Genomic DNA, 23,606 nt, shown 5'->3' with positions numbered 1-23,606 from the left:
CGGTGGACCCCCTTGTTGTATCCGGTCACTGTCTACCCTCAAACCGGGTCATATAAAGCCACGTCGGCCGATATCCCCGCCGCTCATAGAGGCGGATGGCGTCGCTATTGCCGGCCAGCACACCCAGTATCAGGTCGTTGACGCCCTGGGCGGTTAGGTGCTCTTCGAGCCTGCTCAACAGTTCGGAGCCTAGCCCGCTGCCACGGTATTGCGGTAGGACGCTTAGTGATTCGATCTCGCCGATGCGCGAGCCGGTTGCCCATGTGTCGGGAATCCATGTCTCGTCAACTGGCAGCACGTGCGCGAGCCCGTAGCCTACCGCCGCGTCACCGACCAGGGCGATCAACAGTAGCGTGTCCGGCTTGGCCAGCACTTCTTCATACAGCTCGCGGCGGATGCGCCAGGTTTCGTCGTCGCTGACGTAAGGCGCCAGTTCCGGCATCGTTTCAGCGTGCCGGCGGTGTACCGCCACCCACAGCGGCTCGACGACATCCAGGTCTTCGGCGCTGCCCGTCCGCAGCCGCCATTCGGTGGTCACCGGGTAACGCTAGCGTGCGGGGTGGCGCTCCTCAGATTCTTTTCGCCCCGTCGGCCACCGCGTGAAGTTTGTCCGGGTTGGCCACGTTGTGCACCGTGGCGATGCGCCCGTCGGCGTCGAGGTCGACTGTGATGGTGGCGATGACGCGACCCCCACCGCTCATCACGATGCCCGGCCCGCCGTTGATGTCGACGAGTTCTGCTGTCATGTCGGCGATTTCGACGCCCTCGTAGGGCCGTTTGACGTTACCCGCGATCCACCTGGCGACGTTGGCGGCGCCGATTATCGGACGCATCGCCTGGCGGACCTTTCCGCCGCCGTCAGTCCACAGCGTGACCTCCGGCGCCAGCAGCTCCATGAGCTGGTTGATGTCGCCACCCACGGTGGCGGCGAAAAACCGTTCGGTGGCTTCGCGCTTCTTCACGCGGTCGGCTTCGAACCGCGGACGCCGAGCCTGGACGTGCTCACGAGCCCGATGCGCGGCCTGACGCACCGCGGACTCGGAACGGTCGACGGCCTCGCCGATTTCGGAGTAGCTGAAGTCGAACACCTCCTTGAGGACGAAAACCGCGCGCTCAAGCGGGCTGAGAGTCTCCAGCACAACCAGCATCGCCATCGACACCGATTCGGCGACGGCAACGTCGTCGGCGGCGTCGGATTCCGTGAGGATCGGCTCCGGAAGCCATGGGCCGACGTAGGTTTCGCGCTGACGCCGGGTGGAGCGCAGCCGCTCCATCGACAGATTCGACACGATCCGAGCGAGATACGCCTTGGGATCGGAAACCTGCGAGCGATCGTCGGCCGACCACTTGAACCACGCGTCCTGGACGACGTCCTCAGCATCCGCGGCGGAACCGAGGATGCGATAGGCGACCGAGAACAACAGGTTGCGGTGGTCGGCGAACGTCTGCTGATCGGTGTTCATCGCGTCGACCGGCCGCCGCGGCGCCATGTCGCTGCCCCGAGCGCAGGCAGCGCCTTGATCAGGCGGTACGTGGTCCACGGGCTCGAGCTCACCGTCTCTTTGTACGCGACGGCGAACCGGCCGGCCAAGTAGAACCGGCCAGGGCTGTCGTCGGCGTGGGTGAACTGAATGACGGCGTCGTTGCGACCGAGGCTCACCGGCTGGTGCACATAGCCGAAGCGGAATGCTTTGGGCTGCTTGCCTTTCAGCTCCCGAACAATCGACGCGGCCGCGTGCAGAGCGGTCGGGATCCCGCTCTGGCAGGTGCCGTGCATGACGCCGTAGCCCTGGTTGATCGCCGCCGCGTCGCCAACGGCGTAGACGTTTGGATGCGACACCGAGCGCAGTGACGCGTCGGTGACGATCCGGCCGCGGTCGTCGACCTGCAGGCCGGCCGCCCCAGCGATAGGTGACACCCGCACGCCGGTCGTCCACAGCACGGCCTGCGCCGCGACGACCTCGCCGTCGTCAAGCGCGACGCCGTCGGACATCACCTTGACGATGTCCACACCTGCGCGAACAGCTACGCCGAGGCGGTCCAAGCCGGCGTGCAGCCGCGCCCTCGCGTTGTCGCCCATCATCGCTCCCGGCATTTGCCGGCTGAGCAACATGACGTCCAGGTGGGGATGTTGCTCGGCGATCTCGGCCGCCGACTCGATGCCGGTGAGCCCGCCGCCGGCCACCACGACGGTTCCGTCGCGCATCCGGTCCAGCTGCTCGGCCAGCAGCACGGCGTCCTGCGCGCCGTTCAACGTGTAGGCGAACTCGTCGACGCCGGGTACTGCCGCCGTGTCGGCGACGCTGCCGAGCGCATAGATCAGCGTGTCGTAGTGCAGTGTCGAGGTGTCGTCGATCCGCACCGTCTGCGCATCGGCGTCCAGGCCCGTCACCCAGCCCTGCACGAAGCTCACGCCGGTGCCGGTGAGCAACTCGGGAATCTGCAGATCGGCCAACGTCTGGCCGGACGCGGTCTGATGCAGACGCAGACGCTCGGTGAACCGGGTCTGCGGGTTGACCAGCGTGACGTGTACGTCGTCTCGGCCCTTCAGGCGGCCCGCAAGCGCCATGGTCGCGGCCATTCCGGTGTAACCGGCGCCGAGAATCAAAACCTCGTTCATCGTCATACCTTTCGCGTCGTTTGTGATGGGCACACACCAGACGCATGCAGCGGCTCGATTCGTGACATCGGCATTCGGGTACATGGAGGGATGCCTGCGTCGACAATGGTCAAGACCACCGGAGCGGTTTTTGTCAGCGCTGCGGTCGGCGGTCTGGCGAGCCGGCCCGCCAGGTCGGCTTGGTACGAACAGCTGAAGAAGCCGCGATTTCAACCGCCGGCGCAGGTGTTTCCGATCGTGTGGCCAATCCTGTACGCGGATATCGCTCTCGTGTCGGCATCGACGATCGATCGTCTTCACGACTGCAGGCCGAGGCAGGCGTATGCCACTTTGCTCGCCGCCAACCTGGTCATGAACGCCAGCTGGACCTGGTTGTTCTTCACCCGTCGCCAACTGGGCGCGTCGGCTGTCACGGCGGCGGCGCTGACCGTGACCGGCGTCGATCTCACGCGGCGCGCAGTCGGTGCCCGCGGTTCGTCGGCGGCCGTGCTTGGTCTCTATCCGTTGTGGTGTGCATTCGCGACGGCGCTATCCACCCGCATCTGGCAGTTGAACCGCTGACCGAGGAGCTCAACACGTGGCGAAGCAGACGAAGGCGAATCAGGACGAAGGAGATCGGCAGCGTTTCGCAGATCGCGTTCTGCTCTTCTTTGAAGACGCCGTCTACTGGGCCATCTCGGTCGTACTCGTCGTCGGGTCGGGTGCTCTGATCGTCTCCCAGTTCAACACCCTGCTGCGGCTAAGGGACGCGCCGGCCAAGACCGTCATGCTGGAGGTCTTGGACGGCCTGCTCTTGATCTTCATCTTCGTCGAGCTGCTCTATGCCGTGCGGTCGTGTCTGCGGTCGCACGAGATTGTCGCCGAGCCCTTCCTCATCGTCGGAATCCTGGCCGGTATCAAGGAAATTGTGGTGCTGTCCGTGGAGGCCGCCACATTGTTGGACAAGGGTGCCCCCTTCGCGCGCGCGATCGTGGAGATCGGTGTGTTGGGCGCCGTGGTACTAGTTCTCGCCGTGGCCGCGTTCGTGCTGCGCGAGCGTCGCCGCGATACCGCGGACGCGGGCGAGGAGTCCGCAGAAGAAGAAGGCCCGGGATCCGGCTGATCCCGCCAATCAAGAGCGTTTAGCTGCGATTATGGCCATGTGAGGGGTAGGAGGGGTGCCTCATGGCCCGAACATCCGTTGTGCACGTCCTCGCAGCGCTCGTGGTGGCGCTGGCAGGCTGTTCGCGCGGTGGTGAGGCGGTAGAAGCCACCACCGAAACCACGGCGGACGGCGGCCCGCCGCGCACCACGGTGGCACTGGTAACCCATCAGGCGCCGGGTGACACATTCTGGGATCTCGTCCGTAGGGGCGCCGAAGCCGCGGCGGCCAAGCACGATATCGATCTGCGGTACTCCCACGATCCCGACGCCGCCGATCAGGCCGAGCTTGTGCGCGCAGCAATCGACGACAACGTCGCCGGAATCGCCGTCACCCTCGCGGTCCCCGCCGCCATGGCGCCAGCCGTCCAAGCCGCGACGGCCGCCAGAATCCCTGTGGTCGCTCTGAATTCGGGCATCGCGGATTGGAAAGCCATGGGAATCCTGGAGTTCTTCGGACAGGACGAGACGATCGCCGGCCAGGCAGCAGGAGAGCGACTCACTCAGGAGAATGCGCAGAACGCGTTGTGTGTCATCCATGAGCCGGGCCACGTCGGGCTCGAAGCGCGATGCGCGGGAGTGGAAACAGGCTTCAGGGGCCGAACCCAGAAGCTGTACGTGAACGGCATCGACAGGGCCACCGTGAAGCGTGCCGTGCTCGAAAAACTCGCGCAGGACTTCAGCATTGACCGGATACTCACCCTCGGTGCACCCGTGGCGCTGGCCGCGCTGGAGGCGGTCGGCGAGGCGAACAGCTATGCAAAGGTCGCCACCTTCGATACCAACGCCGCGGTCGTCAATGCGATCAAGAACGGAACGCTGGAATGGGCGGTGGATCAACAGCCGTACCTACAGGGGTATCTGGCGGTCGACTCGCTGTGGCTGTACCTGACGAATAGGAACGTGATCGGCGGAGGGATGCCGACATTGACCGGGCCGTCGTTCGTCGACGAGTCGAACATCGAATCCGTTGCCGACCTTGCCGAGGCGGGAACCCGCTGACGGCCGTGACCACTCGCTCGGCTTCCGATGTCCTCGTCTTTCTCACCGGCGACGTGATGACCGGCCGTGCGATCGACCAAATACTGCCCCATCCCGGCGATCCGAGCCTGCGCGAGTCCGTTGTGTCGGATGCCAGGACGTACATCCAACTTGCCGAGCAGAGGAACGGCCGCATTCCTGTTCCTGTCGACTTCGCGTGGCCGTGGGGAGAGGCACTGCCGTTGCTCGACGAGGTCGCGCCCGATGTTCGCGTGATGAATCTGGAAACCAGCGTTACCGCCCGCGGCGAGTTCGCGCCCCGCAAGGGAGTGCACTACCGGATGCATCCGAACAACATCGGCTGCCTCACCGCCATCCGACCCGACGTCTGCGCCTTGGCCAACAACCACATCCTCGATTTCGGGTATGTGGGACTTTCCGACACGCTGAGCGCGCTCACAGGCGCCGGGATTGCTTGTGCCGGTGCAGGGTTGAATGTTGAGCAAGCGCACCGACCAGCGGTGGTGACGGTCCCCGATGGCGGCAAAGTGATGATCGCGTCGTGCGGTATGGGCTCGAGCGGAGTTCCGCGCGGATGGGAGGCCACCGGGCGCCGGCCAGGTGTCAGCTTGGTTGCCGATCTGTCAGACCGCAGCGCCGTCGAGGTCGCCCGCCGCGTGTGCACCGACAAGCAGCCGGGCGACGTGGCGATCGTGTCCGTGCACTGGGGCTCGAACTGGGGTTACGACGTGGATTCCGGTCAAATCCACTTCGCGCACAAGCTGATTGACGAGGGCGTCGACGTCGTGCACGGCCATTCATCGCATCATCCGCGGCCAATCGAGGTGTATCGCGGGAAGCTGATTCTGTACGGGTGCGGGGACACCATCGACGACTACGAAGGAATCGGAACCTACGAATCGTTCCGGCATGAGCTGCGGCTGCTGTACTTCGCGTCGATCGAGCGCGCGACGGGCAGGCTCACCACGCTACGGATGATGCCGATGCGGATGCGACGGATGCGGCTCGAGGGCGTCCCGGACGACGACGCCGAGTGGTTACGTGCGACGGTCGAGCATGCGAGCGACAGGTTCGGGACCCGCATCGATGCCAGGGATGACGGCGTTTTGACGGTTAGTGCTCCGTGATGGCGCGTTCGGGACAACACTCGATCGCTTCTCGCACCGCCGCCTCGAACTGCGCAGGTATGTCGGTCAGCGCTTCGGCGTAGCCATCGTCGTTGAGTGTGAACACTTCTGGGCATAGGGTCAGGCACATGCCATGCCCCGCGCAACGGTCGTCGTCGACTGTGATCTTCACCGGGCATCCTCCTCGGCTAGGGTGAACTCGACGTGCAGCTCGGTCAGGCCGCGCAAGATGAAGGTCGGGACGTATCGGTAGTGGCGGTCGTCGGCCGGGCCGTGTTTGTCCTCGGCGATCCTGATGTCCGTCGTGCGGTCGAGGAGCCGTTCGATACACACGCGTGCTTCGGCGCGGGCGAGCGGAGCTCCCGGGCAGGAATGCACGCCGCGGCCGAACGCGATGTGGCGTCGCGCATTCGGACGTGCTGGATCGAACGCATCGGGATCTTCGAACTGTTTCGGGTCGCGGTTCGCTGCGCCGTTGAGCACCATGAGGGTGGTTCCGGCGGGAAAAGCAACGCCGCCAACGGTAGTGGGGACACGTGACAACCGGAAGTCACCCTTGACCGGACTCTCGATCCGTAACGTCTCCTCGACGAAATTGGGAATGCGGTCACGTTCGCGCCGCAGGAGCTGTTGGATGTCGGGCCGCTCGGCGAGCACCTTGAGCGCCGAGCTGAGCAGGCGCACGGTTGTCTCCTGGCCTGCCGAGAACACGTTGGTCGCCACCCGCACGACGTCGATGACCTCGGGCGCGGAGCCGTCGGGGAATGTCGCGGTGGCCAGGCCGGTGAGTACATCCTCGCGTGGTTCGCGGCGGCGGTCTTCGATGTAGCCGGAGAACCGTCCGTAAAGATATTCCAACGGGCCGTGTTTCAGTGTGTCGTCGTTGGTACTGCCGACACCGGCGTCCGAACGTCGTCCGAGAACGGCGGCGAACTCGTCGCGATCCTCTTCGGGGACACCAAGCAGGTCTGCGATCACCAGGAGGCTAAACGGGCCGGCGAACTCGCCGATGAACTCTCCGCGACCATCGGTCAGGAAGTCATCGAGGACGCGATCGGCCAACTCCCACATGAACGCCTCATTCTCCTTGAGGCGCTTGGGGGTAATCAGCCCCATCAGCAATGCGCGGTGGTCAGTGTGAGTCGGTGGATCGAAGGTGATGATCTGGTCGCTCATCGGTATCGCGTCCCGATGCTGCGCGATCAGGTCGCTTACGTCGTCGCCTTCCAGGGGGACCGGGAAGCCGGGGAAGGGCCCGGTGACCGACATGCATGATGAGAAGTTCGTGGCGTCGCCGAGAACCGTGACGGCCTCGTCGTAGCCGCTCACCATCACGACGTCATGATGCGGCTCGCGGTGGACCGGGCACTTGCTGCGCAAGGCCTCCAGGTAGGGATACGGGTCCGCGACGAGCGTGTCGTCGCGGAAGAAGTCCGTCGAGTCCGGGTCGGTCACCGCGACATCCTCCTAGTCGACCGTAAAGGTAGTTGCTTTACGAATGACAGGTACAGTACCATACGATCGTAAAGCTGAAACTGTGGCGAGGAGCCTGACGATGGGTACAGCCGCTCTGGAAAGAGCCGGTGCGACGGACACGCGAAAGCGGCTCATCGACGCTGCCGTCGACCTGTTTACGCGGCACAGCTTCGCCGGTACGTCCCTGCAGATGATCGCCGACGAGCTGGGGTTCACCAAGGCGGCTATCTACCATCACTTCCGCACGCGGGAGCAGCTGCTTGGTGCGGTGCTCGAACCGATAATCGAGGAGTTGAGTGCCGTCGTCGAGTCCGCGGAGGCGCGACGCACCGCGCACGCCAGGGCCGGGTACATGCTGAGCGGCTACGCGGCCTTGGCGGTGCGCAACCGCGGCCTTGTCGCTGTCCTCGCTGCCGACCCGGGCGTCACGCTGGTAGTGCAGGAGCGCCCCGTTTGGGCAGACCTGATCAAACGCCAACTGGCTCTGCTCGCCGACGTCGACCCCGGTCCGGCGGGTGTCATCAAGGCGGCAATGGTCTTCGCCGGGATGACGGGTGCGGCTGGCCCGACGTCGGTCAATCTCGACGACGACGTCCTGTACGAGCACCTGGTTGACGCCGGCCGGCGAACGCTGGGTCTGCGTGCGCCACGGCGATCGGCATAGAACCTCAAATCCAAGCTCTAGGAAGGAAACCTATGAAAACGGCTGTCGTCACTGGAGGCGGCTCAGGAATCGGCAAGGCCGTCGCCGACCGGTTGCGAGCTGACGGGTATCACGTCGCGATCATCGACTTGACACCGTCGGACGAGGAGTTCGCGCAAACCGCGGACGTGACCGATCGAGCGCAGATCGACGCCGCACTGTCGGCCATCCGCGCCCAACTGGGGCCGGTGACGGTTCTGGTCAACGCGGCTGGGCTGGACGGGTTTAAACGGTTCAGCGACATCACGTTTGACGAATGGCAGCGAGTGGTCAACGTGAACCTCAACGGCGTGTTCCACTGCATCCAGGCGGTTCTGCCCGACATGGTGGACGCCGGTTGGGGACGGATCGTCAACATCTCATCGTCGAGCACGCATTCGGGGGTGCCCTATATGTCGCACTATGTTGCGGCCAAGTCGGCGGTCAACGGGCTCACCAAATCGCTCGCGTTGGAGTATGGGCCCGCCGGCGTCACGGTCAACGCCGTGCCGCCCGGATTCATCGACACCCCGATGCTGCGTAAGGCGGAGGCCCGAGGCACACTCGGCGATGTCCAGGCGACCATTGACGCGACGCCGGTGCGCCGCATGGGTAAGCCCGAGGACATCGCCGCTGCGTGCGCATTCCTCATCTCGGAGGAAGCCGGCTACATCACCGGACAGATCCTTGGTGTGAACGGCGGTCGGAACACCTGAGGGGGTTCACCGCCGGCCGGCAAAACCGCTGTGCAAGGATGCGCAAATGGTCAAGGAACCGGCGCATTTCACGCTGACGGAGGGTGGCGGCTTCATGCCGACACCGTTTGCTCAGAGTCATTGGGGCGACGATCATCTCAACGGCCCGGCGGTTGTCGGGCTCGCTGCGCGAGCGCTGGAAAACCATTGCGGATCGCCCGACTTCATGCCGGCTCGCTTCACTGCAGACCTCTTCCGTGCGGCGCGTGGCGTACCGACGACGATCGAGGTACGGGTGGTACGTGACGGCCGGCGGGTCCGCAGCGCGGAATGCGATGTCATGCAGGACGGCCGTGCCGTGGCGCGCGCGACACTTGTGCAGTATCGGCGATCAGAAGCGCCGCCCGGCCGGCAGTGGACGGCACCGGTGTCATTCCCGGAGCTGCCCGCACCCGATGGCACAGTGTTGCCGTATATCGGGAGCGAAGGGGCCGGTTGGACGCGCTCACCTGCGGCACACCAGAACGACTCTCGCAAGTGCTTCTACAACGATGGAATCAACGTCGTTGCGGAGGAGAGGAATTCGCCGTTGGTGCGGGCGGTGATGATCGGGGAGGCTAGCAGCCTGGTGACGAACCTCGGCACCGACGGCATCGGCTACATCAACGGGGATCTCACGGTGGCGTTGTCGCGGTTGCCGCTAGACGACTGGATCGGAATCCAGGGCGACTCGCACTGGGCATCAGATGGAGTCGCCGTCGGGACCGCGACATTGTTCGACCATCAAGGCGCTTTCGGAACCGGTATGGTTACGGCGGTCGCCAATGCTGCGGTGCAGATCGACTTTACGAAGGATCCGTTTCCAAAGGGCGGCATCAACTACGAGTAGCGCTGCCAATCGCTTTCGCTCCGAAGTCGCTCGCTGCGTGGGCAATTATGACAATGGGCCGTACCGTGCTGGTGTTTCCCGACTGCGCTAGCGCACCGGGTTGGTCAGCGACGCCAGCCCGTCCCCGAGCTCGCAGCATACGACGTCGCCCGGCGAGATCGCCACCGCCCCAGGCGTACCCGTGGACAGGATGTCGCCTGGGTGAAACGGCATTACCTGGCTGTGGAAGCTCAGCAGCTCGGCGGGGGAGAACGTCATGCCCGCGACAACGTCCTTGCGGTGCACCGCACCGTTGTGCACGGTCGCGACACGCAGGTTCTCCAGCGGTCCGTCGGCGAGCACCTCGTCGAGCGTGATCAAGTCCGGTCCGAACGAGAAGAACGTGGGGTAGTTCTTCACCCGCGTCAGGTATCGCGGATTCTCCAGCAGCACCGCCTCGGCTGTCTGGTCGAGAACGGGCACCACGCCCGCCACGTACGACATCGACTCGTCGACCCCGACCTGATAGCACGTGCGTCCGATGACCAGACCGAGTTCGGCTTCCGAAGTGACTTTCCCGATGCCGGGCGGCACGACGATCGGTTGCCCGGGGCTGACGATCGTGTGGTCGCCCTTGAGGAACGACGCTGGCGAGGTGCGTGGCGCCTGCTCGCCAAGGTCCCCGGCGTGCGCACCGTAGTTGAGGCCGATGCCGAGGATCTTGCGCGGCCTGGTCCACGGAGCGAGCACGGGTGCATCAGGATCGACGCAATCCTGGTCGTCCACCCCGCTTTCGACCGCTGTGGCGAGAGCGTCGAGCTGCTCAGCAACCAAGATCGACAACAGATCTGACGGGCCGCCACCGAGTAGGCGGTCGGCACGGGCCAGCCGGCCGTCGGGCAGCGCGACGCAGGCAAGCTGTTCGTCGTCGAGCTGGACGGTGCGAACGCGCATCAGACGACGCTCCTCGTCAGTCCGCCGTCGACGCGCACCACCGAGCCCGTCACATACGACGCCCGCTCGCTGCACAGGAATGCCGCCACGTCCGCGTATTCCTCGGGGCGTCCGTACCGGCCGAGCGCCATCGAAGCCGCGCTGTCGCGCATCACCTCCTCGACGGCCCGGCCTTCCCGGTCGGCTTTTCGCTCGTCGAGGAAACGCGTTCTCCCCGTGGCGATTCGGCCGGGAACGATGACATTGGACGTCACGCCGTCGCGCCCGACCTCGTCGGCGAGCGTCTTGGACCACGCATGCAGGCTTGCGCGCAATGTGTTGGAGAGCCCTAGATTCGGTATCGGGGCAAGCGCACCCGACGACGTCGACGTGAGGATGCGGCCCCACCCACGTTCTCTCATCCCTGGGAGCACGCGGTCGGTCACCGCGATGACCGCAAGCACCATCGATTCGAAGCTCGCCCGCCACGTTTCGGCGCCTTGTCCGGCCGCGGGGGTCGGCGGCGGGCCGCCGGTGTTGTTGACAAGGATGTCGACCGGTCCGAGCGTGCGTTCGACGTCGGCGACGCTGGGCTCCACCCGTTCGAGATCACCGAGATCCCAGATCAGGGGCAGCGCCTTGGCGCCTGCGGCCTCGACCTGTGACACCGTGGCTGCGAGCGCGTCGGGTGACCGCCCGGCCGCGGCGACGTTGACACCTTCGTGAGCGAGGCGCACCGCGATCGCGCCGCCGAGGCCACCGCTAGCGCCGAGCACCAGGGCGGTACGTCCAGTGATTCCGAGATCCATTGTCGCGCTCCTTCAGTGCGATACATCGGCGGGCACGGTGGCGAGATGCTTGTCCAACAGCGGCACCAGCTCAGCGGGTAGAGGCCGGGCCGGAGGTCGCACCCGGGAGCACGCGATCACGCCCCTGCGCCGCAGCAGTTCTTTGCGTATCGCCAGGCCCACCCGTAGCTGTCCCTCGAAGTTCGCGAGCGGCAGCCAGGGCGCCCAGGCGTCACGGGCGGCTTCGAAGCCGCCGGCACGATGAGCCCGCAGCACCGCGGCCAGCGCTGCCGGATGGCTGAATCCCGTCATCGCGCCCGCCGATCCCGCGGCCAGTTCGTCGAGGAGGCCAACGCCGCCTAGACCGCCGAAGACCGGAACGTCCACCTTGGGCGCCACGTGGGCCACCGCGACCGACGTGGGCGGTGCTTCCGATTTCACGCCGACTACAAAGGGGCAGGCCGTCACGATCGCGACCACCTGCTCGTCGGAAACGGCGATACCCGAGACCATGGGGTAGTCCTGGACCAGGATGCCGATTCCGGTGGCCTCGTGCAGGCGGCGCAGCGACGCAGCGGCAACCGCCGGATTGGCGTCAGCGATCTGAGCCATCAGTGCGACGGGAGGACGCGGCACCGCGGCGAGCAGTCGCCGAGCCTGTGCGATGACCGCGTCGAACTCGCGTTCGGACAAGCCCAGCACGTACGGCAGGTCCGTGGAGGAGGCGACGGTTTGTGCGACGGTGACTGCCTCGTCGGCGTGCAGCGCCGCCGCCTCACCGAAGACGCCAAGGGCGACGAGCCCGTCGCAGCCGTCGGCGGCGAAGGCTGCCACCTCGTTGCGCAGCGACGCGAGGTCGACGTCGAGGCCGTCGTCGAACGGGGTGGCAAGAACTCCCCAAAGGCCGTGGGACAAACCACTATTCACGCAATCACCTCGGCTCTTCGATCGTGTTCACAACGTGTTCGGCGATGGCGAGCGCTGACGTGGCCGCCGGTGACGGCGCGTTGCGGATCACGACGATGCGGTCGCGGATGCTGATCCGGAAGTCGTCGACCAGCCCGCCGTCGGGGTCAAGTGCCTGCGCGCGGATGCCTGCGGGGCCCGGCACGACGTCGTCGTCGTCGAGCTCGGGCACGTAGGCGCGGGCGGCTGCGACGAATCGCCGCTTGCTCAGTGAGCCGTACATCTCCCGGATGCCCGTCCGCCAATGCTTGCGGGCGAAGCGCCAGAACGCCGGCGTGCGGGCCACTTCGACGAGGTCCGGCACGGATACGGTGCGCCAGTTGTAGCCTTCGCGGGCAAGTGCGAGCACCGCGTTGGGACCGATCAGCACTTCACCATCGACGCGTGGAGTGACGTGCACACCGAGGAACGGGTAGCGCGGATCGGGCACGGGATACACGAGCCCGTTCACGAGGCCGCGCCGCGATGGCTTCAGCGCGTAGTACTCGCCGCGGAACGGCATGATCACCGGGTCGGGTCCGTCACCGGCGAGCTCGGCGAGGCGATCGCTTTGCAGCCCGCCGCAGGCGACGACGTGGTCGAAGGCGCTCTCAATGGTGCCGCCCTCGGTACGCGCGGTGATCACCACCTCGGGTCCGGCGGATCGCAGGCCGACGACCTCGTGTCCGAGCAGGATCTTCGCCCCTGCGGCGCCGGCGTCGGCAGCAAGTGCCTGCGTCACCTCCGCGAAGTCGACGATCGACGTGGACGGTGAATGCAGTGCCGCGACGCCGCGCACATGCGGCTCGAGCTCCCGCAACTCTTCGGGGCCGATGATGCGCACGTCGGGCACGCCGTTGGCGAGCGCCTTTTCCTCGATGTCCGCCAGCCGCGCTCGTTCGACGTCGTCGAGAGCGACAAGAACCTTGCCGCAGGCGATCCGGCGGATTCCGCGTTCGGCGCAGAACGCCTCCAGAAGGCTGACACCGCGGCGGCAGAGCACGGCTTTGACCGAGCCGGGCTGGTAGTAGAGGCCCGCGTGGACGACGCCGCTGTTGCGCCCGGTTTGATGCGACGCGAGCCGGTCCTCTTTCTCGAACACCGTCACTTCGGCGTCCGGCCTGCGCAGCAGAATCTCGCGGGCGACCGCGACGCCGACGATGCCGCCCCCGACAACGGCGACACGGTCGGTCATCGGCCACCCCGCACCGCGTAGTCGGCGAACACATCTTCCTGGTCGGCGCCGAGGGCAGGCGGCGCGTCGCGGCGCGATTCACCGCCATCAGACAACTGCAGCGGAGATGCCGGGACGTCGAGGTCACCCAGCGTGGGATGGGGCAGGGTCAACACCATCGATTGGCGGACCTGTTCCCAGTCGTAAACCTCGGGGATAGTCCGGATTCTGCCTGCGGGCACCCCTGCATCATCCAACGCGGAAAGAACTTCAGCGGCAAGACGGTCGGAAAGCAGGGCGTCGATCTCTTTCTGCAGGGCATCGGCGCGTGCCACCCGGTCGTCGTTGGTGGCGATGTCGGGGCGGTCCGGGTCGAGTCCGACGATCGGCGCGAACCGGCGCCACAGCGACTCGTTGCCGACGGCGATGACGATATCGGCGTCCGCGCATCCGAACACCCCGTACGGAGCGATCGACGGATGACGGTTGCCGGTCAGCACCGGCTCGACCCCTGCGCCGAGCCAGCCAACGCCGTGGAACACGTGGACGCCGACAACCGCTGCCAGAAGGGAGGTTTCGACGTGCTGGCCGCGTCCTGTGCTCTCGCGGGCGCGCAGGGCAGTCATCACGCCGAACGCTCCAAAGAGGCCGGCGAGAATGTCCGCGATCGGGATGCCGACACGCTGAGGGGAACCTCCTGGGATGCCCGTCAGCGTCATGAGGCCGGCCTCTGCCTGAACGATCTGGTCGAATCCGGGCCGGTTGCCGTCCGGTCCGCCGCGGCCAAAGCCGGTGATAGACAAGGTGATCAGCCTCGGGTTGAGGGCGCGCAGGTCGTCGAGCCCTAGGCCGAGGCGCTCGAGCACACCGGGACGGTAGTTCTCCACCAAGACGTCGGCGCGGGAGGCGAGCCAGCGCAACCGATCGGCACCTTCTGCCGACTTGAGATCCAACACCACGGAGCGTTTGTTGCGGTTGGCACTCATGTAATACGCCGACTCACGGTGGCCGTTGCGGGCGACGTACGGCAGCCAGCCTCGACTGTCGTCACCCGCGGGCGGTTCGACCTTCACGACGTCGGCGCCGGCGTCGGCCATCATCATGGTCGCGTACGGACCGGCCAGCGCACGGCTCAGGTCCACCACACGAAGATCGGCAAGCGGTCGACGTGCGGTCATGCACGGCCTCCCATCAGTCGCAGGCCGACCGTCATCAGGACGATCACCGAGGTGATCCGTAGGACATGCACGGTCAGCACGATGGGAACATTGGCACCCGCGCCCGCCGACAGCGCACCCATCTGAGCGATCCCGCCGGGCGCGGTGGCAAGCAGCGCGGTCAACGAGTCGAACGACGTGAACTTCCACAGCAGCCACGCCGCCGCCAGCCCGAACAGAAGGAACGCCACGACGGTCACCACGATCGGGACGACCGCCGCTTTCAGTTGGCTCAACGTCTCGTCGTTCACGCCCATCCCGAGCAGCCAACCGAGACAGGCGTACACGATCCACCGACCTGCGGAACCGAAGTCGAACGCCGATGAGGTGAAGATGTTGACCAGCGCGACGCCCACCATCGCGCCGAGCAGTGGCGCGGCGGGTAGGTGTAGCAGGGTCGCGATTGCGGCGCCGATGATCGCGGCTGCAGCAGTGAGTAGCAGCGAGCCGATGTTCATCCGATGTGTTCCCGGTCGTCTCCGTTGCGGGCGGCCTCGTCGGGTACGGCCGGCGCATCGGCGTATCGGCGCCTCGAAACTAGTTGCAGCGCACGCTGACTCGCACGGCTGACCGGCTCTTTGAAAAGAGGCAGCATAAGTAGAAAGGCGATGAAGACAACGATCCCCAACGAGGTGCCGCGCTCGACGAACACAGAAAGGTTGCCGCCCGAGATGACCATCGTCTGTCGCAGCGACTCCTCAGCCATTGGCCCCAGCACCAGCGCGATGACGAGTGCCGCGGGTGACAATCCGTACTGGCGCATGAAGAACCCGAGGACGCCGCACGCCAGCATGATTTGCACGTCGACGAGACTCTTGTTCACCGCGAAGGTCCCAAGGACACACAGCACGATGACGATGGGTCCCAGAACCCGAAACGGTATGCGCGCAATGCTGGCGAAGCCAGGAATGCAGAAAACGTTGACGGCCAGCAGCATGACGTTACCGAGGAACATGCTCGCGATCAGACCCCACGCGAACTCCGGGTTCTGCTCCATCAGGAGCGGACCGGGCTGCAGGCCCCACATCAGAAATCCGCCGAGCAGGATCGCCGTGGCGCCGCCGCCGGGGATACCGAGCGTCAGCAACGGGACCATCGCTCCCGAGGATGCAGCGTTGTTCGCGGCCTCGGGCCCGACCAGCCCGGCCATCGCGCCCTTGCCGAATTTTTGCGGTGTGCGCGAGACGGATTTCTCGACGTTGTACGCCATCAACGATGCGACCGTCGCGCCGGCGCCCGGTGTGACGCCGACCCCGAAACCGAGGAATGAGCCGCGCAGCGTGGGCCCGACGGATTCGCGGAAGTCCTTGCGATTGGGCCAGAATGCGCGGCTACGCGCCGACACTCCAAAGAAGTCGAGCTTCTCCAAATGGCCGCCCCGCCACAGGGTGTGCAGCACCTCGCCGACGGCGAATAAGCCGATCGCGACCGGTATGAAGTTGACGCCGTTGATCAGATCGACAGAGCCGAACGTATATCGCTGTTCGCCACCGCCGACGTCGATGCCGACGGTCCCAATCGCGAAGCCGATGAGCGCGGACAGCGCACCGAGCAGCTTGTTGCCGCGAAGGATGACGATAACGGTCAGCAGGCCAGCGACGACGACCAGAAAGTATTCGGGTGGCCCGAAGGTCCTCGCGAAGTCGGCGGTCACCGGCGCTGCGAAGCTGATGAGCAAGGCGCCGATGGTGCCGGCGACGAACGATGCGACCGCCGCCATCACCAGCGCCGGCCCGGCCCTTCCCTGTTTGGCCAGCGGATACCCATCGAAAGTGCTTGCCACTGTTGCGGATTCACCAGGGGTGTTAATCAGGACCGACGTGATCGTCCCGCCATACATCGCGCCGTAATAGACGGCGGCGAGCATCACGATCGCGCCCGTCGGGTCGAGTCCGAACGTTACGGGGAGCAATATCGCCAGACCAGCCGATGGCCCGACGCCGGGGATGACACCGACGATCATGCCGATCAGCACCCCGCCGACGAGCAGCAACAGATTCTGCAGCGTCAGCAGCGTGGCGATTCCGGTCATCAAGTCACTCATGACACTCCTTTAGCCAAACGGCAGGATGCCTTGCGGCAGACCGGCGTTGAGACCGGTCTGGAACGCGAGATACAGGAGGACGGGGACGGCGACGGCGATGATCACCGCGCGGATGTGGTGCTCGGGGTCTAGGAACCACAGGGTGACACCGAGGAACAGGACGCCCGCCAGGGCTGCGCCCAGCACGCCGAACAGCACGACGAACACCGCGGCCGCAGCGATGAACGCGACCAGGGCCAGCGGGTGACGGCCGAGGTCGGGCTCGGCAGCCTCCTCTGCGGCCTCGACCGCGTCGACGGTCTTGCTTCCCGGCCGCGACAGGATCTCGCGCACCCCGGCAACGATGGTGACCGCAATCGCGATGAAGCCGAGGATCCGCGGGAAGAAGCCAGGACCGATGCGGCCGGCCTGAGTGCGCCACTCCATCCCCATCGCCATCTCGGTGTAGACGGCGAACACGAGCAGCAGCACACCCAGGAAGGTCAGCTTGGGCCAGTTGACCTTTCGGCCGGACGGGGACGCCGACACGGTCGGGTGGGGAGCCGTCGCTGTCACAGTGCTCCTTGCTCCTTCAGCGTGGACTCGAACTCGGCCGACGTCGTCTCGAGGTAGGCGGTGAAGTCGTCACCCCACAGCTCGTTCTTCGTGAGGTAGTTGTCCGTGAGGTACTTCTGCCATTGCTCGGACTTGACGACCTGCTGCATGGTGGTGATCCACCAGTCGCGGGCGTAGTCGGGTGCATCGGGCGGCAGGATGACACCACGCGGCATCGACGGCAGATCATTCATGCCCTTGTCCTTGCCGGTGGGCACGTCGGGCAGCGCCGCGAGACGCTCCTTGCCGGTGAACAGCACGGGTGTCATGTCGCCGGACTCGACCTGCCCCAGGATGTTTCCGGGATTGGACACCATCGCGTCGAGTGCGCCAGACAGCAGCGAGGTCTGAACCTGGCCCTCTTCGTTGTATGGCACATACTCGATCTCGTAGCCGGCGTGCTCGGCGATCAGCGAATGCAGGATGAAGTCGACATTCACCGTGCCGATGCCACCGACGACGACCTTGCCCTTGCCTTTGGCGTAGCTGACCCAGTCCTCGAAGGTCTTGATGTTGCTCTTGCCGTCGACGAGCAGCAGTGCGTCGTCAGTGGCCAGCAGGCCGACGTGGGTGAAGTCCTTGTATGTCCAGCCGGGATTCGCCTGCAGCGGCGTCGTCAGGAACGAACCCGACGTGGCCGAGATGTCGTAGGCGCTTCCTTTCTTGGACAGCAGATAGCCCCAGCCCGTCGCGCCGCTGCCACCTTCACGGTTCTCCACGGCGATGTTTCCGGGATAGAGCTTTTCGTCCTGGATGACCTGGACGAGCGTGCGCGACATCAGGTCACTGCCGCCGCCCGGCCCGAATGCCACTGTCCAGTTCATGTCCTGGGAGGGATAGTTTTCGGCTGAGCCGCTGTCGCCGCCCCCGGCTCCGCATCCTGACAGGACGACTGCGGCGGCGGTGGCCACCGCGGCGAAGGTGATTTTCAGTCGCATGATTCTTCTCCTCGTTGAGTGGTGGGGGTCTAGGTGGCGTCGTGTCTGAACCACGAGCCGGAAGCGATGGCGGCGAGTCGTCCTTGGTCGTCGACCAGGCGCGACTCGAGCTGGACGACGCGCCGGCCCGCGTGCGCGATCCGGCCCGTGCACACCGCGTCAGTGCGGAGGGGGCGCAGAAAGCGCATCTGCATCTCGATCGTCGATCCGGCGGACAGGTAGCGCTCGCAGGTGTGGCCCATCGAAATATCGAGTGCGGTGGACAGCACACCCCCATGCACGACCCCTGCGGCGTTGCACAGGTGCGGCGCGAACGGCAGTGTGACCGTGCAGGTTTGCGCATCCTCGTCGTAATCGATTGAGAGGCCGAGGAAGTGGATGAGGAAGTAACGGCCGAACGCCGGCTCAGCGGCCTCGGCGGCGCGTCGGGCGGCGGCGACGGGATCGGTGGTCATCCGTACGGGATCGGTGGTGGTCATGACCAGGTGAACCTCGGGGGACGCTTTTCGAGGAAGGACCGGACACCTTCGGCGTAGTCGTCGGTGTCGAACGACGAGTTGCGGATCTCGGTCGTGACGTCGTCGTCGTCGGTTTGTCCGGTCAGCACGAGGTCGACGATCCGCTTCGACGACCGCACGCTGAACTGGGCGCGCGTCGTGATCAGCCGGGCGAACTCGTAGGTGTGCTTCTCGAGATCGTCGGCGAGTACGAGTTCGTCGATGAGGCCGAGACGTAGGGCGTCGTCGGCGTAGACGGGCTGCCCGGAGAACAGGATCCACTTCGCGCGGGACGGGCCGACGACGTCGACGAGCCGCTTGGTGGATTCCAGGCTGTAGACCAAGCCGAGCTTGGCAGGCGTGATCCCGAATCGCGAGCGTTCGTCGGCGAAGCGGAGATCGCATGCGAGCGCAAGGCCGCAGCCGCCGCCGATGCAGTAGCCGTGGACCATCGCGATGGTCGGTTTGGTGGTGCGTTCGACGGCGTGCTCAGCAGCGGCCACGTGTTCGTTGTATGCCTTTGCGGCAGTCGCGTTTCCGCGTACCTGCTCGAACTCGCTGATGTCGGCGCCCGAGGCGAAGCTGCGTGTGCCCGCTCCGCGCACGACGATGACCTTGACCGCTGGATCGGCGTCCAGCGCCTCGAGTACTTCGGGGATGCGCTGATACATGCTCAACGAGATCGCGTTGTGGCTGGCAGGTTTGTTGAGCACGACGGTCGCGATGCTGTCGTCGCGTTCGACAATGATTTCGTCACTCATGTTCTGCTCCCTGCAGCTCGGGATGGGCGTCGTAGAGGGTGCCGTCGGTGAACAGGCGGTCGAGCTCGTCACGATCGACGCCCAACTCGGATAGCACGGATGCGGTGTGCTGACCGAGCCACGGAGCGGGGGACCGCACATCGAACTCGAGATCCGAGAACCTGGTTGGCGGCGCGATCGTGTGCATCGGCCCGATGATCGGATGCTCGAGGTCCACGATCATGCCGCGTGCCTGCACGTGCGGGTCGGCCAGCGCCTCGTCATAGGTGAGCACAGGTCCGCCGGGTACACCGGCCGCGTCTAGGCGGTCGATCCACGCGCTGGTCGGCAATGTCGTTGTGATGGCTTCGATTTCGATCTCCAGCTCGTCGATGTGCGCCATCCGCGCAGGGAGGTCGATGAAGCGTGGATCGTCGGCCCAGTCGGGACGTTTGAGAACGTCGTTGACGAGCCGCAACCAGAGCCGCTCGGTGTTGGCCCCAATGGTGACGAAGCCGTCCGCGGTGCGGTAGGCCTGGTACGGGGTGGAGCGGCGGTGCCGGGTTCCCGTCTGGGCGGGCGCCTCGCCGTTGCCGAAGTATGCTCCGGACTCCCACACCGTCCATGCGAGGCCGGCGTCGACGAGTGAGATGTCGATGTACTGGCCCTCGCCGGTCGTGCGCCGTTGGAGTTCGGCGGCGAGGATCGAATAGATCGCCGTTGCGCCGGCGGCAATGTCGTTGATGGCGATGCCGACCTTGGTGGGCTTGCCGTCGGGCTGGCCGGTCATCCTCAGAAAGCCGGTGATGCCCTGGGCCATGATGTCGAAACCCGGGCGGTCGCGGTACGGCCCGGTCTGGCCGAACCCGCTGATGGAGCAGTAAAGGACGTCCTCGCGGATTTTCCGCACCGAGTCGAAGTCGATGCCGAGTCGTTTGGTGACCCCGGGACGGAAGTTCTCGATGACCAGATCGGCCGTCGCGGCGAGCTCGAGAAAGAGTTCACGTCCACGCTCGGACTTCAAATCAACGGCGATCGACCGCTTGCTGCGGTTGGGCATCGCGAACGGATAGCTCTCGCCGTTGACTTTCGGGGCCATGCGGCGCGAGTCGTCGCCAGTTACTGGCTGCTCAATCTTGATGACATCCGCGCCGAGCTCGGCGAGAACCATCGTGCAGTACGGGCCCGACAGGAATCGCGTCAGGTCGAGGACCCGGAAGCCGTTGAGGGGTTGCATAAATCCTTCCCGCATTGTGGAATATATGTTGCGCTATGCAGAAAGAATATTGCGGTGATCGGTATCACGTCAAGCAACCGCAGCGGCGTGGATCACTGCGCAAACCACCGACCGGGTGAAATGGTGTGAAGACGAGGGATTGAGGGGGAGCGACGTGGATACACCTGAAGATGCGCCGGAAGTGCGGCGACGCGGCGGCGTGCAGTCAATCGACCGGGCGGTTGCGATCCTGCGATGCTTCGATGGCCGCAAACCCGAACTCGCGTTGAGCGAACTGGCCCGATCGACCGGCCTGTCGACTAGTACGGTGCACCGACTGCTTGCCGCGATGCAGGAGAACCATCTGGTCCGTCAGACGGGCACCAAGCGGTATGGACTGGGTCCGCTGTTATTGCAGTTGGCCAATTCCGGCGCCATGCCGCGCACCTTGCGCGAGGCCGCGTTGCCGTTCATGACTGATCTGCGCGACGAGTTCGACGAGACGATCGGCCTGCACGAATTGCACGGGGACCATCGGATCGTGGCGGCCCAGGTGGAGAGCCATCAGGAGCTTCGCCGGACATACACCGACATCGGCGTGCCGATCAGGCTTGCCTACGGCGGACCCGGAAAAGCGATCCTGTCTGTGCTGCCTCCCGATGAGCGCAAGCGCCACCTGGCCAAGCCGATCGAACGGATCACGTCGTCGACGACGGTGGACCCCGCAACCATCGAAGGCGAGCTCGAGGCCACCCGCATACGTGGTTATGCAGACTCCAAAGGCCAACGCACAGTGGGTATTTACGCCGTCGCCGCGCCGATCTTCGACCACAGCCAGAAGGTGGTCGGGGCGCTGGGCGCTTCTGTGCCCGAGGTCAGGATGAGTGCGGACCGGGCAGAGAAGATCGGTAGCCGGGTGCGAGAAGTCGCCTGGCAGTTGTCAACCGCGCTGGGTGCGACCGCCGAGGGTGTGCACGCGTTGGTGCCGGACATCAGGCTGGGCTAGCGACGTTACGATCTCGCATGTGACCGGCACACCGGCGGAGGCGCAGCGTCTGCGGGACCTCAAGCTGTTGCGTCGCGTCCGCGACAGGATGGACCGGGAGTACGCACAACCCCTGGACGTCGAAGCGCTCGCACGAGGCGTCAACATGTCGGCCGGGCACCTGTCCCGTCAGTTCAAGCTCGCTTACGGCGAGTCGCCGTACTCCTATCTGATGACGCGGCGCATCGAGCGCGCGATGGCGCTGCTGCGTCTCGGCGACATGTCCGTCACCGAGGTCTGCTTCGCCGTCGGCTGCCAGTCCCTCGGCACGTTCAGTACCCGATTCACCGAGCTGGTCGGTATTCCGCCCAGCGCTTATCGCGAACAGCCCGTGCGTGAGACCGAGGGCATGCCGCCATGCATCGCCAAACAGGTGACCAGACCGATCAGGAATCGAGAAGCACCAGTCACCGCACTGCACCTAGCGTGATCGCCATGGACATCACCATCAACGCAAGTTTCCTCCCACACGAAGACCCCGAAGAGTCCCTGAAGTTCTACCGCGACGCTCTCGGCTTCGAGGTCCGCAAGGACGTCGGAGGAGGAGCGATGCGCTGGATCACGATTGGGCCCGTCGGCAGGCCGGACATGAACATTGTTCTGACGCCGCCGGCGGCCGACCCCGGCATCACCGACGACGAGCGCCGCATCATCGCCGAGATGATGGCCAAGGGCACCTACGCCAGCATCATGCTGGCCACCACGGACCTCGACGCCGTTTTTGAGCGGGCACAGGCCAGCGGTGCCGAAGTCATGCAGGAGCCCACCGACCAACCGTGGGGTTCGCGCGACTGCGCCTTCCGCGATCCAGCCGGCAACACGGTCCGCATCCAGCAGGTGAGCTGAGCCGTCCGACGACGGTTGCGACCACCACTTTCTGAACACTGCCCGGCGGGTCGTCGGGCAGGCGATCACACATTGTCCAAAGGAGTCATCTTGAACTGGAACAAGTGGATTCGGCAGAGCCATCGTTGGCTGTCCATGGCCTTCACGGTGGCGGTAATTGTCGTCACCGCGGTCGCGGTGAGCCAGGACGAGCCTGCGGCCTGGGTCCTTTCCTCGCCGCTGCTTCCGCTGGCCCTGCTGCTGTTCACCGGGCTGTACTTGTTCGCGCTGCCGTATGCCACCAAGCGGCGGGGGCGACGGACTGACGCTGGTTAGATCGAGCCTGGCCCGCCGAACAGATGGAGACACGATGAGCACGGCCACGAGGAAAGGCGCGACGAAGAGCACCAAGTCGCCTGCGCCGCCCGCTGCCGACAGTCACGATCTGATCCGCGTGCACGGCGCGCGGGTGAACAACCTCAAGGACGTCAGCGTCGAGATCCCGAAACGCCGGTTGACGGTGTTCACCGGGGTATCGGGTTCGGGCAAGAGCTCGCTCGTGTTCGACACGATCGCTGCCGAGTCGCAGCGGCTGATCAACGAGACCTACAGCGCCTTCGTGCAGGGCTTCATGCCGACGCTGGCACGGCCCGAGGTCGATCTCCTCGAGGGACTGACGACGGCGATCATCGTTGACCAGGAGCGGATGGGCTCCAACCCGCGCTCCACGGTCGGCACTGCGACCGACGCCAACGCGATGCTGCGCATCCTGTTCAGCCGGCTCGGCAAGCCGCATATCGGTTCGCCCCAAGCGTTCTCGTTCAACGTCGCCTCGATCAGCGGAGCGGGCGCTGTGACGTTCGAGAAGGGCGGAAAAACCGTCAAGGAGCGACGCGACTTCAAGATCACGGGCGGCATGTGCCCGCGCTGTGAGGGCCGGGGCTCGGTCTCCGACATCGATCTGACCGCGCTCTACGACGACAGCAAGTCGCTCAACGAGGGTGCGCTCACGATCCCCGGCTACAGCATGGACGGCTGGT

At 65.4% G+C, this 23,606-nt stretch carries 28 protein-coding genes and 1 pseudogene; 12 read left to right on the top strand and 17 right to left on the bottom strand.

Annotated elements, in window-relative coordinates; all coding sequences use genetic code 11:
• Positions 1-25: 25 nt before the first annotated feature.
• Genes VFH65_RS13185 through VFH65_RS13175 form a run of 3 tightly spaced genes read right to left on the bottom strand, consistent with a single transcriptional unit; the run spans position 26 to position 2,620 of the window.
• On the bottom strand, positions 26-538 hold the full coding sequence (locus VFH65_RS13185) for a GNAT family N-acetyltransferase (protein ID WP_353322082.1): 513 nt from the start codon (positions 536-538) through the stop codon (positions 26-28).
• Between the two features lie 31 nt (positions 539-569).
• Positions 570-1,490 (bottom strand): RNA polymerase sigma-70 factor, encoded by a 921-nt coding sequence (locus tag VFH65_RS13180; protein WP_353322080.1) that lies wholly within the window; start codon positions 1,488-1,490, stop codon positions 570-572.
• Positions 1,460-2,620: an NAD(P)/FAD-dependent oxidoreductase gene (locus VFH65_RS13175; protein ID WP_353322078.1), complete on the bottom strand. Its 1,161-nt coding sequence runs from the start codon at positions 2,618-2,620 to the stop codon at positions 1,460-1,462. Before VFH65_RS13175 ends, VFH65_RS13180 begins: the two co-directional genes overlap by 31 nt.
• Positions 2,621-2,710: 90 nt before the next feature.
• On the opposite strand from VFH65_RS13175, the gene VFH65_RS13170 reads away from it, so the two are divergent.
• From VFH65_RS13170 to VFH65_RS13155, 4 genes are all read left to right on the top strand, one after another.
• On the top strand, positions 2,711-3,181 hold the full coding sequence (locus VFH65_RS13170; RefSeq protein ID WP_353322077.1) for a TspO/MBR family protein: 471 nt from the start codon (positions 2,711-2,713) through the stop codon (positions 3,179-3,181).
• 16 nt (positions 3,182-3,197) lie between these two features.
• Complete coding sequence (locus tag VFH65_RS13165; protein WP_353322076.1) at positions 3,198-3,722, top strand: phosphate-starvation-inducible PsiE family protein; 525 nt, start codon at positions 3,198-3,200, stop codon at positions 3,720-3,722.
• A 62-nt stretch (positions 3,723-3,784) separates the two neighbouring features.
• Positions 3,785-4,762: a substrate-binding domain-containing protein gene (locus tag VFH65_RS13160; protein WP_353322075.1), complete on the top strand. Its 978-nt coding sequence runs from the start codon at positions 3,785-3,787 to the stop codon at positions 4,760-4,762.
• A 5-nt stretch (positions 4,763-4,767) separates the two neighbouring features.
• The gene (locus VFH65_RS13155; RefSeq protein ID WP_353322074.1) at positions 4,768-5,889 is read left to right on the top strand and encodes a CapA family protein; all 1,122 of its coding nucleotides are present in this window, start codon (positions 4,768-4,770) and stop codon (positions 5,887-5,889) included.
• On the opposite strand, the gene VFH65_RS13150 is transcribed toward VFH65_RS13155, so the two are convergent.
• Both VFH65_RS13150 and VFH65_RS13145 read right to left on the bottom strand, forming a co-directional pair.
• Positions 5,876-6,061 (bottom strand): ferredoxin, encoded by a 186-nt coding sequence (locus tag VFH65_RS13150; RefSeq protein ID WP_353322073.1) that lies wholly within the window; start codon positions 6,059-6,061, stop codon positions 5,876-5,878. The two genes, VFH65_RS13155 and VFH65_RS13150, sit on opposite strands and share 14 nt — an antisense overlap.
• Complete coding sequence (locus VFH65_RS13145) at positions 6,058-7,344, bottom strand: cytochrome P450 (RefSeq protein WP_353322071.1); 1,287 nt, start codon at positions 7,342-7,344, stop codon at positions 6,058-6,060. The genes VFH65_RS13150 and VFH65_RS13145 overlap by 4 nt, the downstream gene beginning before the upstream one ends.
• A gap of 100 nt (positions 7,345-7,444) precedes the next feature.
• On the opposite strand from VFH65_RS13145, the gene VFH65_RS13140 reads away from it, so the two are divergent.
• From VFH65_RS13140 to VFH65_RS13130, 3 genes are read left to right on the top strand one after another with little or no spacing between them, the layout of a single operon-like run.
• Positions 7,445-8,029: a TetR/AcrR family transcriptional regulator gene (locus VFH65_RS13140; RefSeq protein WP_353322070.1), complete on the top strand. Its 585-nt coding sequence runs from the start codon at positions 7,445-7,447 to the stop codon at positions 8,027-8,029.
• 32 nt (positions 8,030-8,061) lie between these two features.
• Positions 8,062-8,763, top strand: a complete 702-nt coding sequence (locus tag VFH65_RS13135) for an SDR family NAD(P)-dependent oxidoreductase (protein WP_353322068.1) — start codon at positions 8,062-8,064, stop codon at positions 8,761-8,763.
• A gap of 46 nt (positions 8,764-8,809) precedes the next feature.
• Positions 8,810-9,631 carry an acyl-CoA thioesterase domain-containing protein gene (locus VFH65_RS13130; protein ID WP_353322066.1) on the top strand — a complete coding sequence of 274 codons (822 nt, stop codon included), beginning with the start codon at positions 8,810-8,812 and terminating at the stop codon, positions 9,629-9,631.
• Positions 9,632-9,718: 87 nt separating this feature from the next.
• On the opposite strand, the gene VFH65_RS13125 is transcribed toward VFH65_RS13130, so the two are convergent.
• Genes VFH65_RS13125 through VFH65_RS13070 form a run of 12 tightly spaced genes read right to left on the bottom strand, consistent with a single transcriptional unit; the run spans position 9,719 to position 20,717 of the window.
• Complete coding sequence (locus VFH65_RS13125; protein ID WP_353322065.1) at positions 9,719-10,564, bottom strand: fumarylacetoacetate hydrolase family protein; 846 nt, start codon at positions 10,562-10,564, stop codon at positions 9,719-9,721.
• Positions 10,564-11,352, bottom strand: coding sequence for an SDR family oxidoreductase (locus VFH65_RS13120; protein ID WP_353322064.1), 789 nt, complete (start codon positions 11,350-11,352; stop codon positions 10,564-10,566). The genes VFH65_RS13125 and VFH65_RS13120 overlap by 1 nt, the downstream gene beginning before the upstream one ends.
• Positions 11,353-11,364: 12 nt before the next feature.
• Complete coding sequence (locus VFH65_RS13115; protein WP_353322063.1) at positions 11,365-12,258, bottom strand: dihydrodipicolinate synthase family protein; 894 nt, start codon at positions 12,256-12,258, stop codon at positions 11,365-11,367.
• 4 nt (positions 12,259-12,262) lie between these two features.
• Positions 12,263-13,471 carry an L-2-hydroxyglutarate oxidase gene (lhgO, locus tag VFH65_RS13110; RefSeq protein ID WP_353322061.1) on the bottom strand — a complete coding sequence of 403 codons (1,209 nt, stop codon included), beginning with the start codon at positions 13,469-13,471 and terminating at the stop codon, positions 12,263-12,265.
• Entirely contained in the window at positions 13,468-14,628 is a 1,161-nt protein-coding gene (locus VFH65_RS13105) for a CaiB/BaiF CoA transferase family protein (protein WP_353322059.1), read from the bottom strand. Before VFH65_RS13105 ends, lhgO begins: the two co-directional genes overlap by 4 nt.
• Positions 14,625-15,125, bottom strand: a complete 501-nt coding sequence (locus tag VFH65_RS13100) for an AbrB family transcriptional regulator (RefSeq protein ID WP_353322057.1) — start codon at positions 15,123-15,125, stop codon at positions 14,625-14,627. The genes VFH65_RS13105 and VFH65_RS13100 overlap by 4 nt, the downstream gene beginning before the upstream one ends.
• Entirely contained in the window at positions 15,122-16,711 is a 1,590-nt protein-coding gene (locus tag VFH65_RS13095; RefSeq protein ID WP_353322055.1) for a tripartite tricarboxylate transporter permease, read from the bottom strand. The genes VFH65_RS13100 and VFH65_RS13095 overlap by 4 nt, the downstream gene beginning before the upstream one ends.
• 9 nt (positions 16,712-16,720) lie before the next feature.
• Positions 16,721-17,266, bottom strand: a complete 546-nt coding sequence (locus VFH65_RS13090; protein WP_353322053.1) for a tripartite tricarboxylate transporter TctB family protein — start codon at positions 17,264-17,266, stop codon at positions 16,721-16,723.
• Positions 17,263-18,243 carry a tripartite tricarboxylate transporter substrate binding protein gene (locus VFH65_RS13085; RefSeq protein ID WP_353322051.1) on the bottom strand — a complete coding sequence of 327 codons (981 nt, stop codon included), beginning with the start codon at positions 18,241-18,243 and terminating at the stop codon, positions 17,263-17,265. Before VFH65_RS13085 ends, VFH65_RS13090 begins: the two co-directional genes overlap by 4 nt.
• 29 nt (positions 18,244-18,272) lie before the next feature.
• Positions 18,273-18,722, bottom strand: a complete 450-nt coding sequence (locus VFH65_RS13080) for a PaaI family thioesterase (protein ID WP_353322050.1) — start codon at positions 18,720-18,722, stop codon at positions 18,273-18,275.
• Positions 18,719-19,501, bottom strand: coding sequence for an enoyl-CoA hydratase-related protein (locus VFH65_RS13075; RefSeq protein WP_353322048.1), 783 nt, complete (start codon positions 19,499-19,501; stop codon positions 18,719-18,721). Before VFH65_RS13075 ends, VFH65_RS13080 begins: the two co-directional genes overlap by 4 nt.
• On the bottom strand, positions 19,494-20,717 hold the full coding sequence (locus VFH65_RS13070; RefSeq protein ID WP_353322047.1) for a CaiB/BaiF CoA transferase family protein: 1,224 nt from the start codon (positions 20,715-20,717) through the stop codon (positions 19,494-19,496). The genes VFH65_RS13075 and VFH65_RS13070 overlap by 8 nt, the downstream gene beginning before the upstream one ends.
• Positions 20,718-20,871: 154 nt before the next feature.
• Between VFH65_RS13070 and VFH65_RS13065 the strand changes: the two genes are divergently transcribed.
• The 5 genes and pseudogenes from VFH65_RS13065 to VFH65_RS13045 form a co-directional block, all read left to right on the top strand.
• On the top strand, positions 20,872-21,702 hold the full coding sequence (locus VFH65_RS13065; protein WP_353322045.1) for an IclR family transcriptional regulator: 831 nt from the start codon (positions 20,872-20,874) through the stop codon (positions 21,700-21,702).
• A 19-nt stretch (positions 21,703-21,721) separates the two neighbouring features.
• Positions 21,722-22,171 (top strand): helix-turn-helix transcriptional regulator, encoded by a 450-nt coding sequence (locus VFH65_RS13060; protein ID WP_353322044.1) that lies wholly within the window; start codon positions 21,722-21,724, stop codon positions 22,169-22,171.
• Between the two features lie 5 nt (positions 22,172-22,176).
• Entirely contained in the window at positions 22,177-22,587 is a 411-nt protein-coding gene (locus VFH65_RS13055) for a VOC family protein (protein ID WP_353322043.1), read from the top strand.
• Positions 22,588-22,677: 90 nt separating this feature from the next.
• Complete coding sequence (locus VFH65_RS13050) at positions 22,678-22,902, top strand: hypothetical protein (RefSeq protein WP_353322042.1); 225 nt, start codon at positions 22,678-22,680, stop codon at positions 22,900-22,902.
• Positions 22,903-22,936: 34 nt separating this feature from the next.
• A pseudogene (locus VFH65_RS13045) lies at positions 22,937-23,606 on the top strand (excinuclease ABC subunit UvrA); the annotation flags it as partial.

Origin of the sequence: Mycobacterium sp. (assembly GCF_035697385.1) — a bacterium.
Taxonomy (GTDB): domain Bacteria; phylum Actinomycetota; class Actinomycetes; order Mycobacteriales; family Mycobacteriaceae; genus Mycobacterium.
Note: the sequence above shows the minus strand (reverse complement) of the source record. Positions and strands in the feature narration are given on the sequence as shown.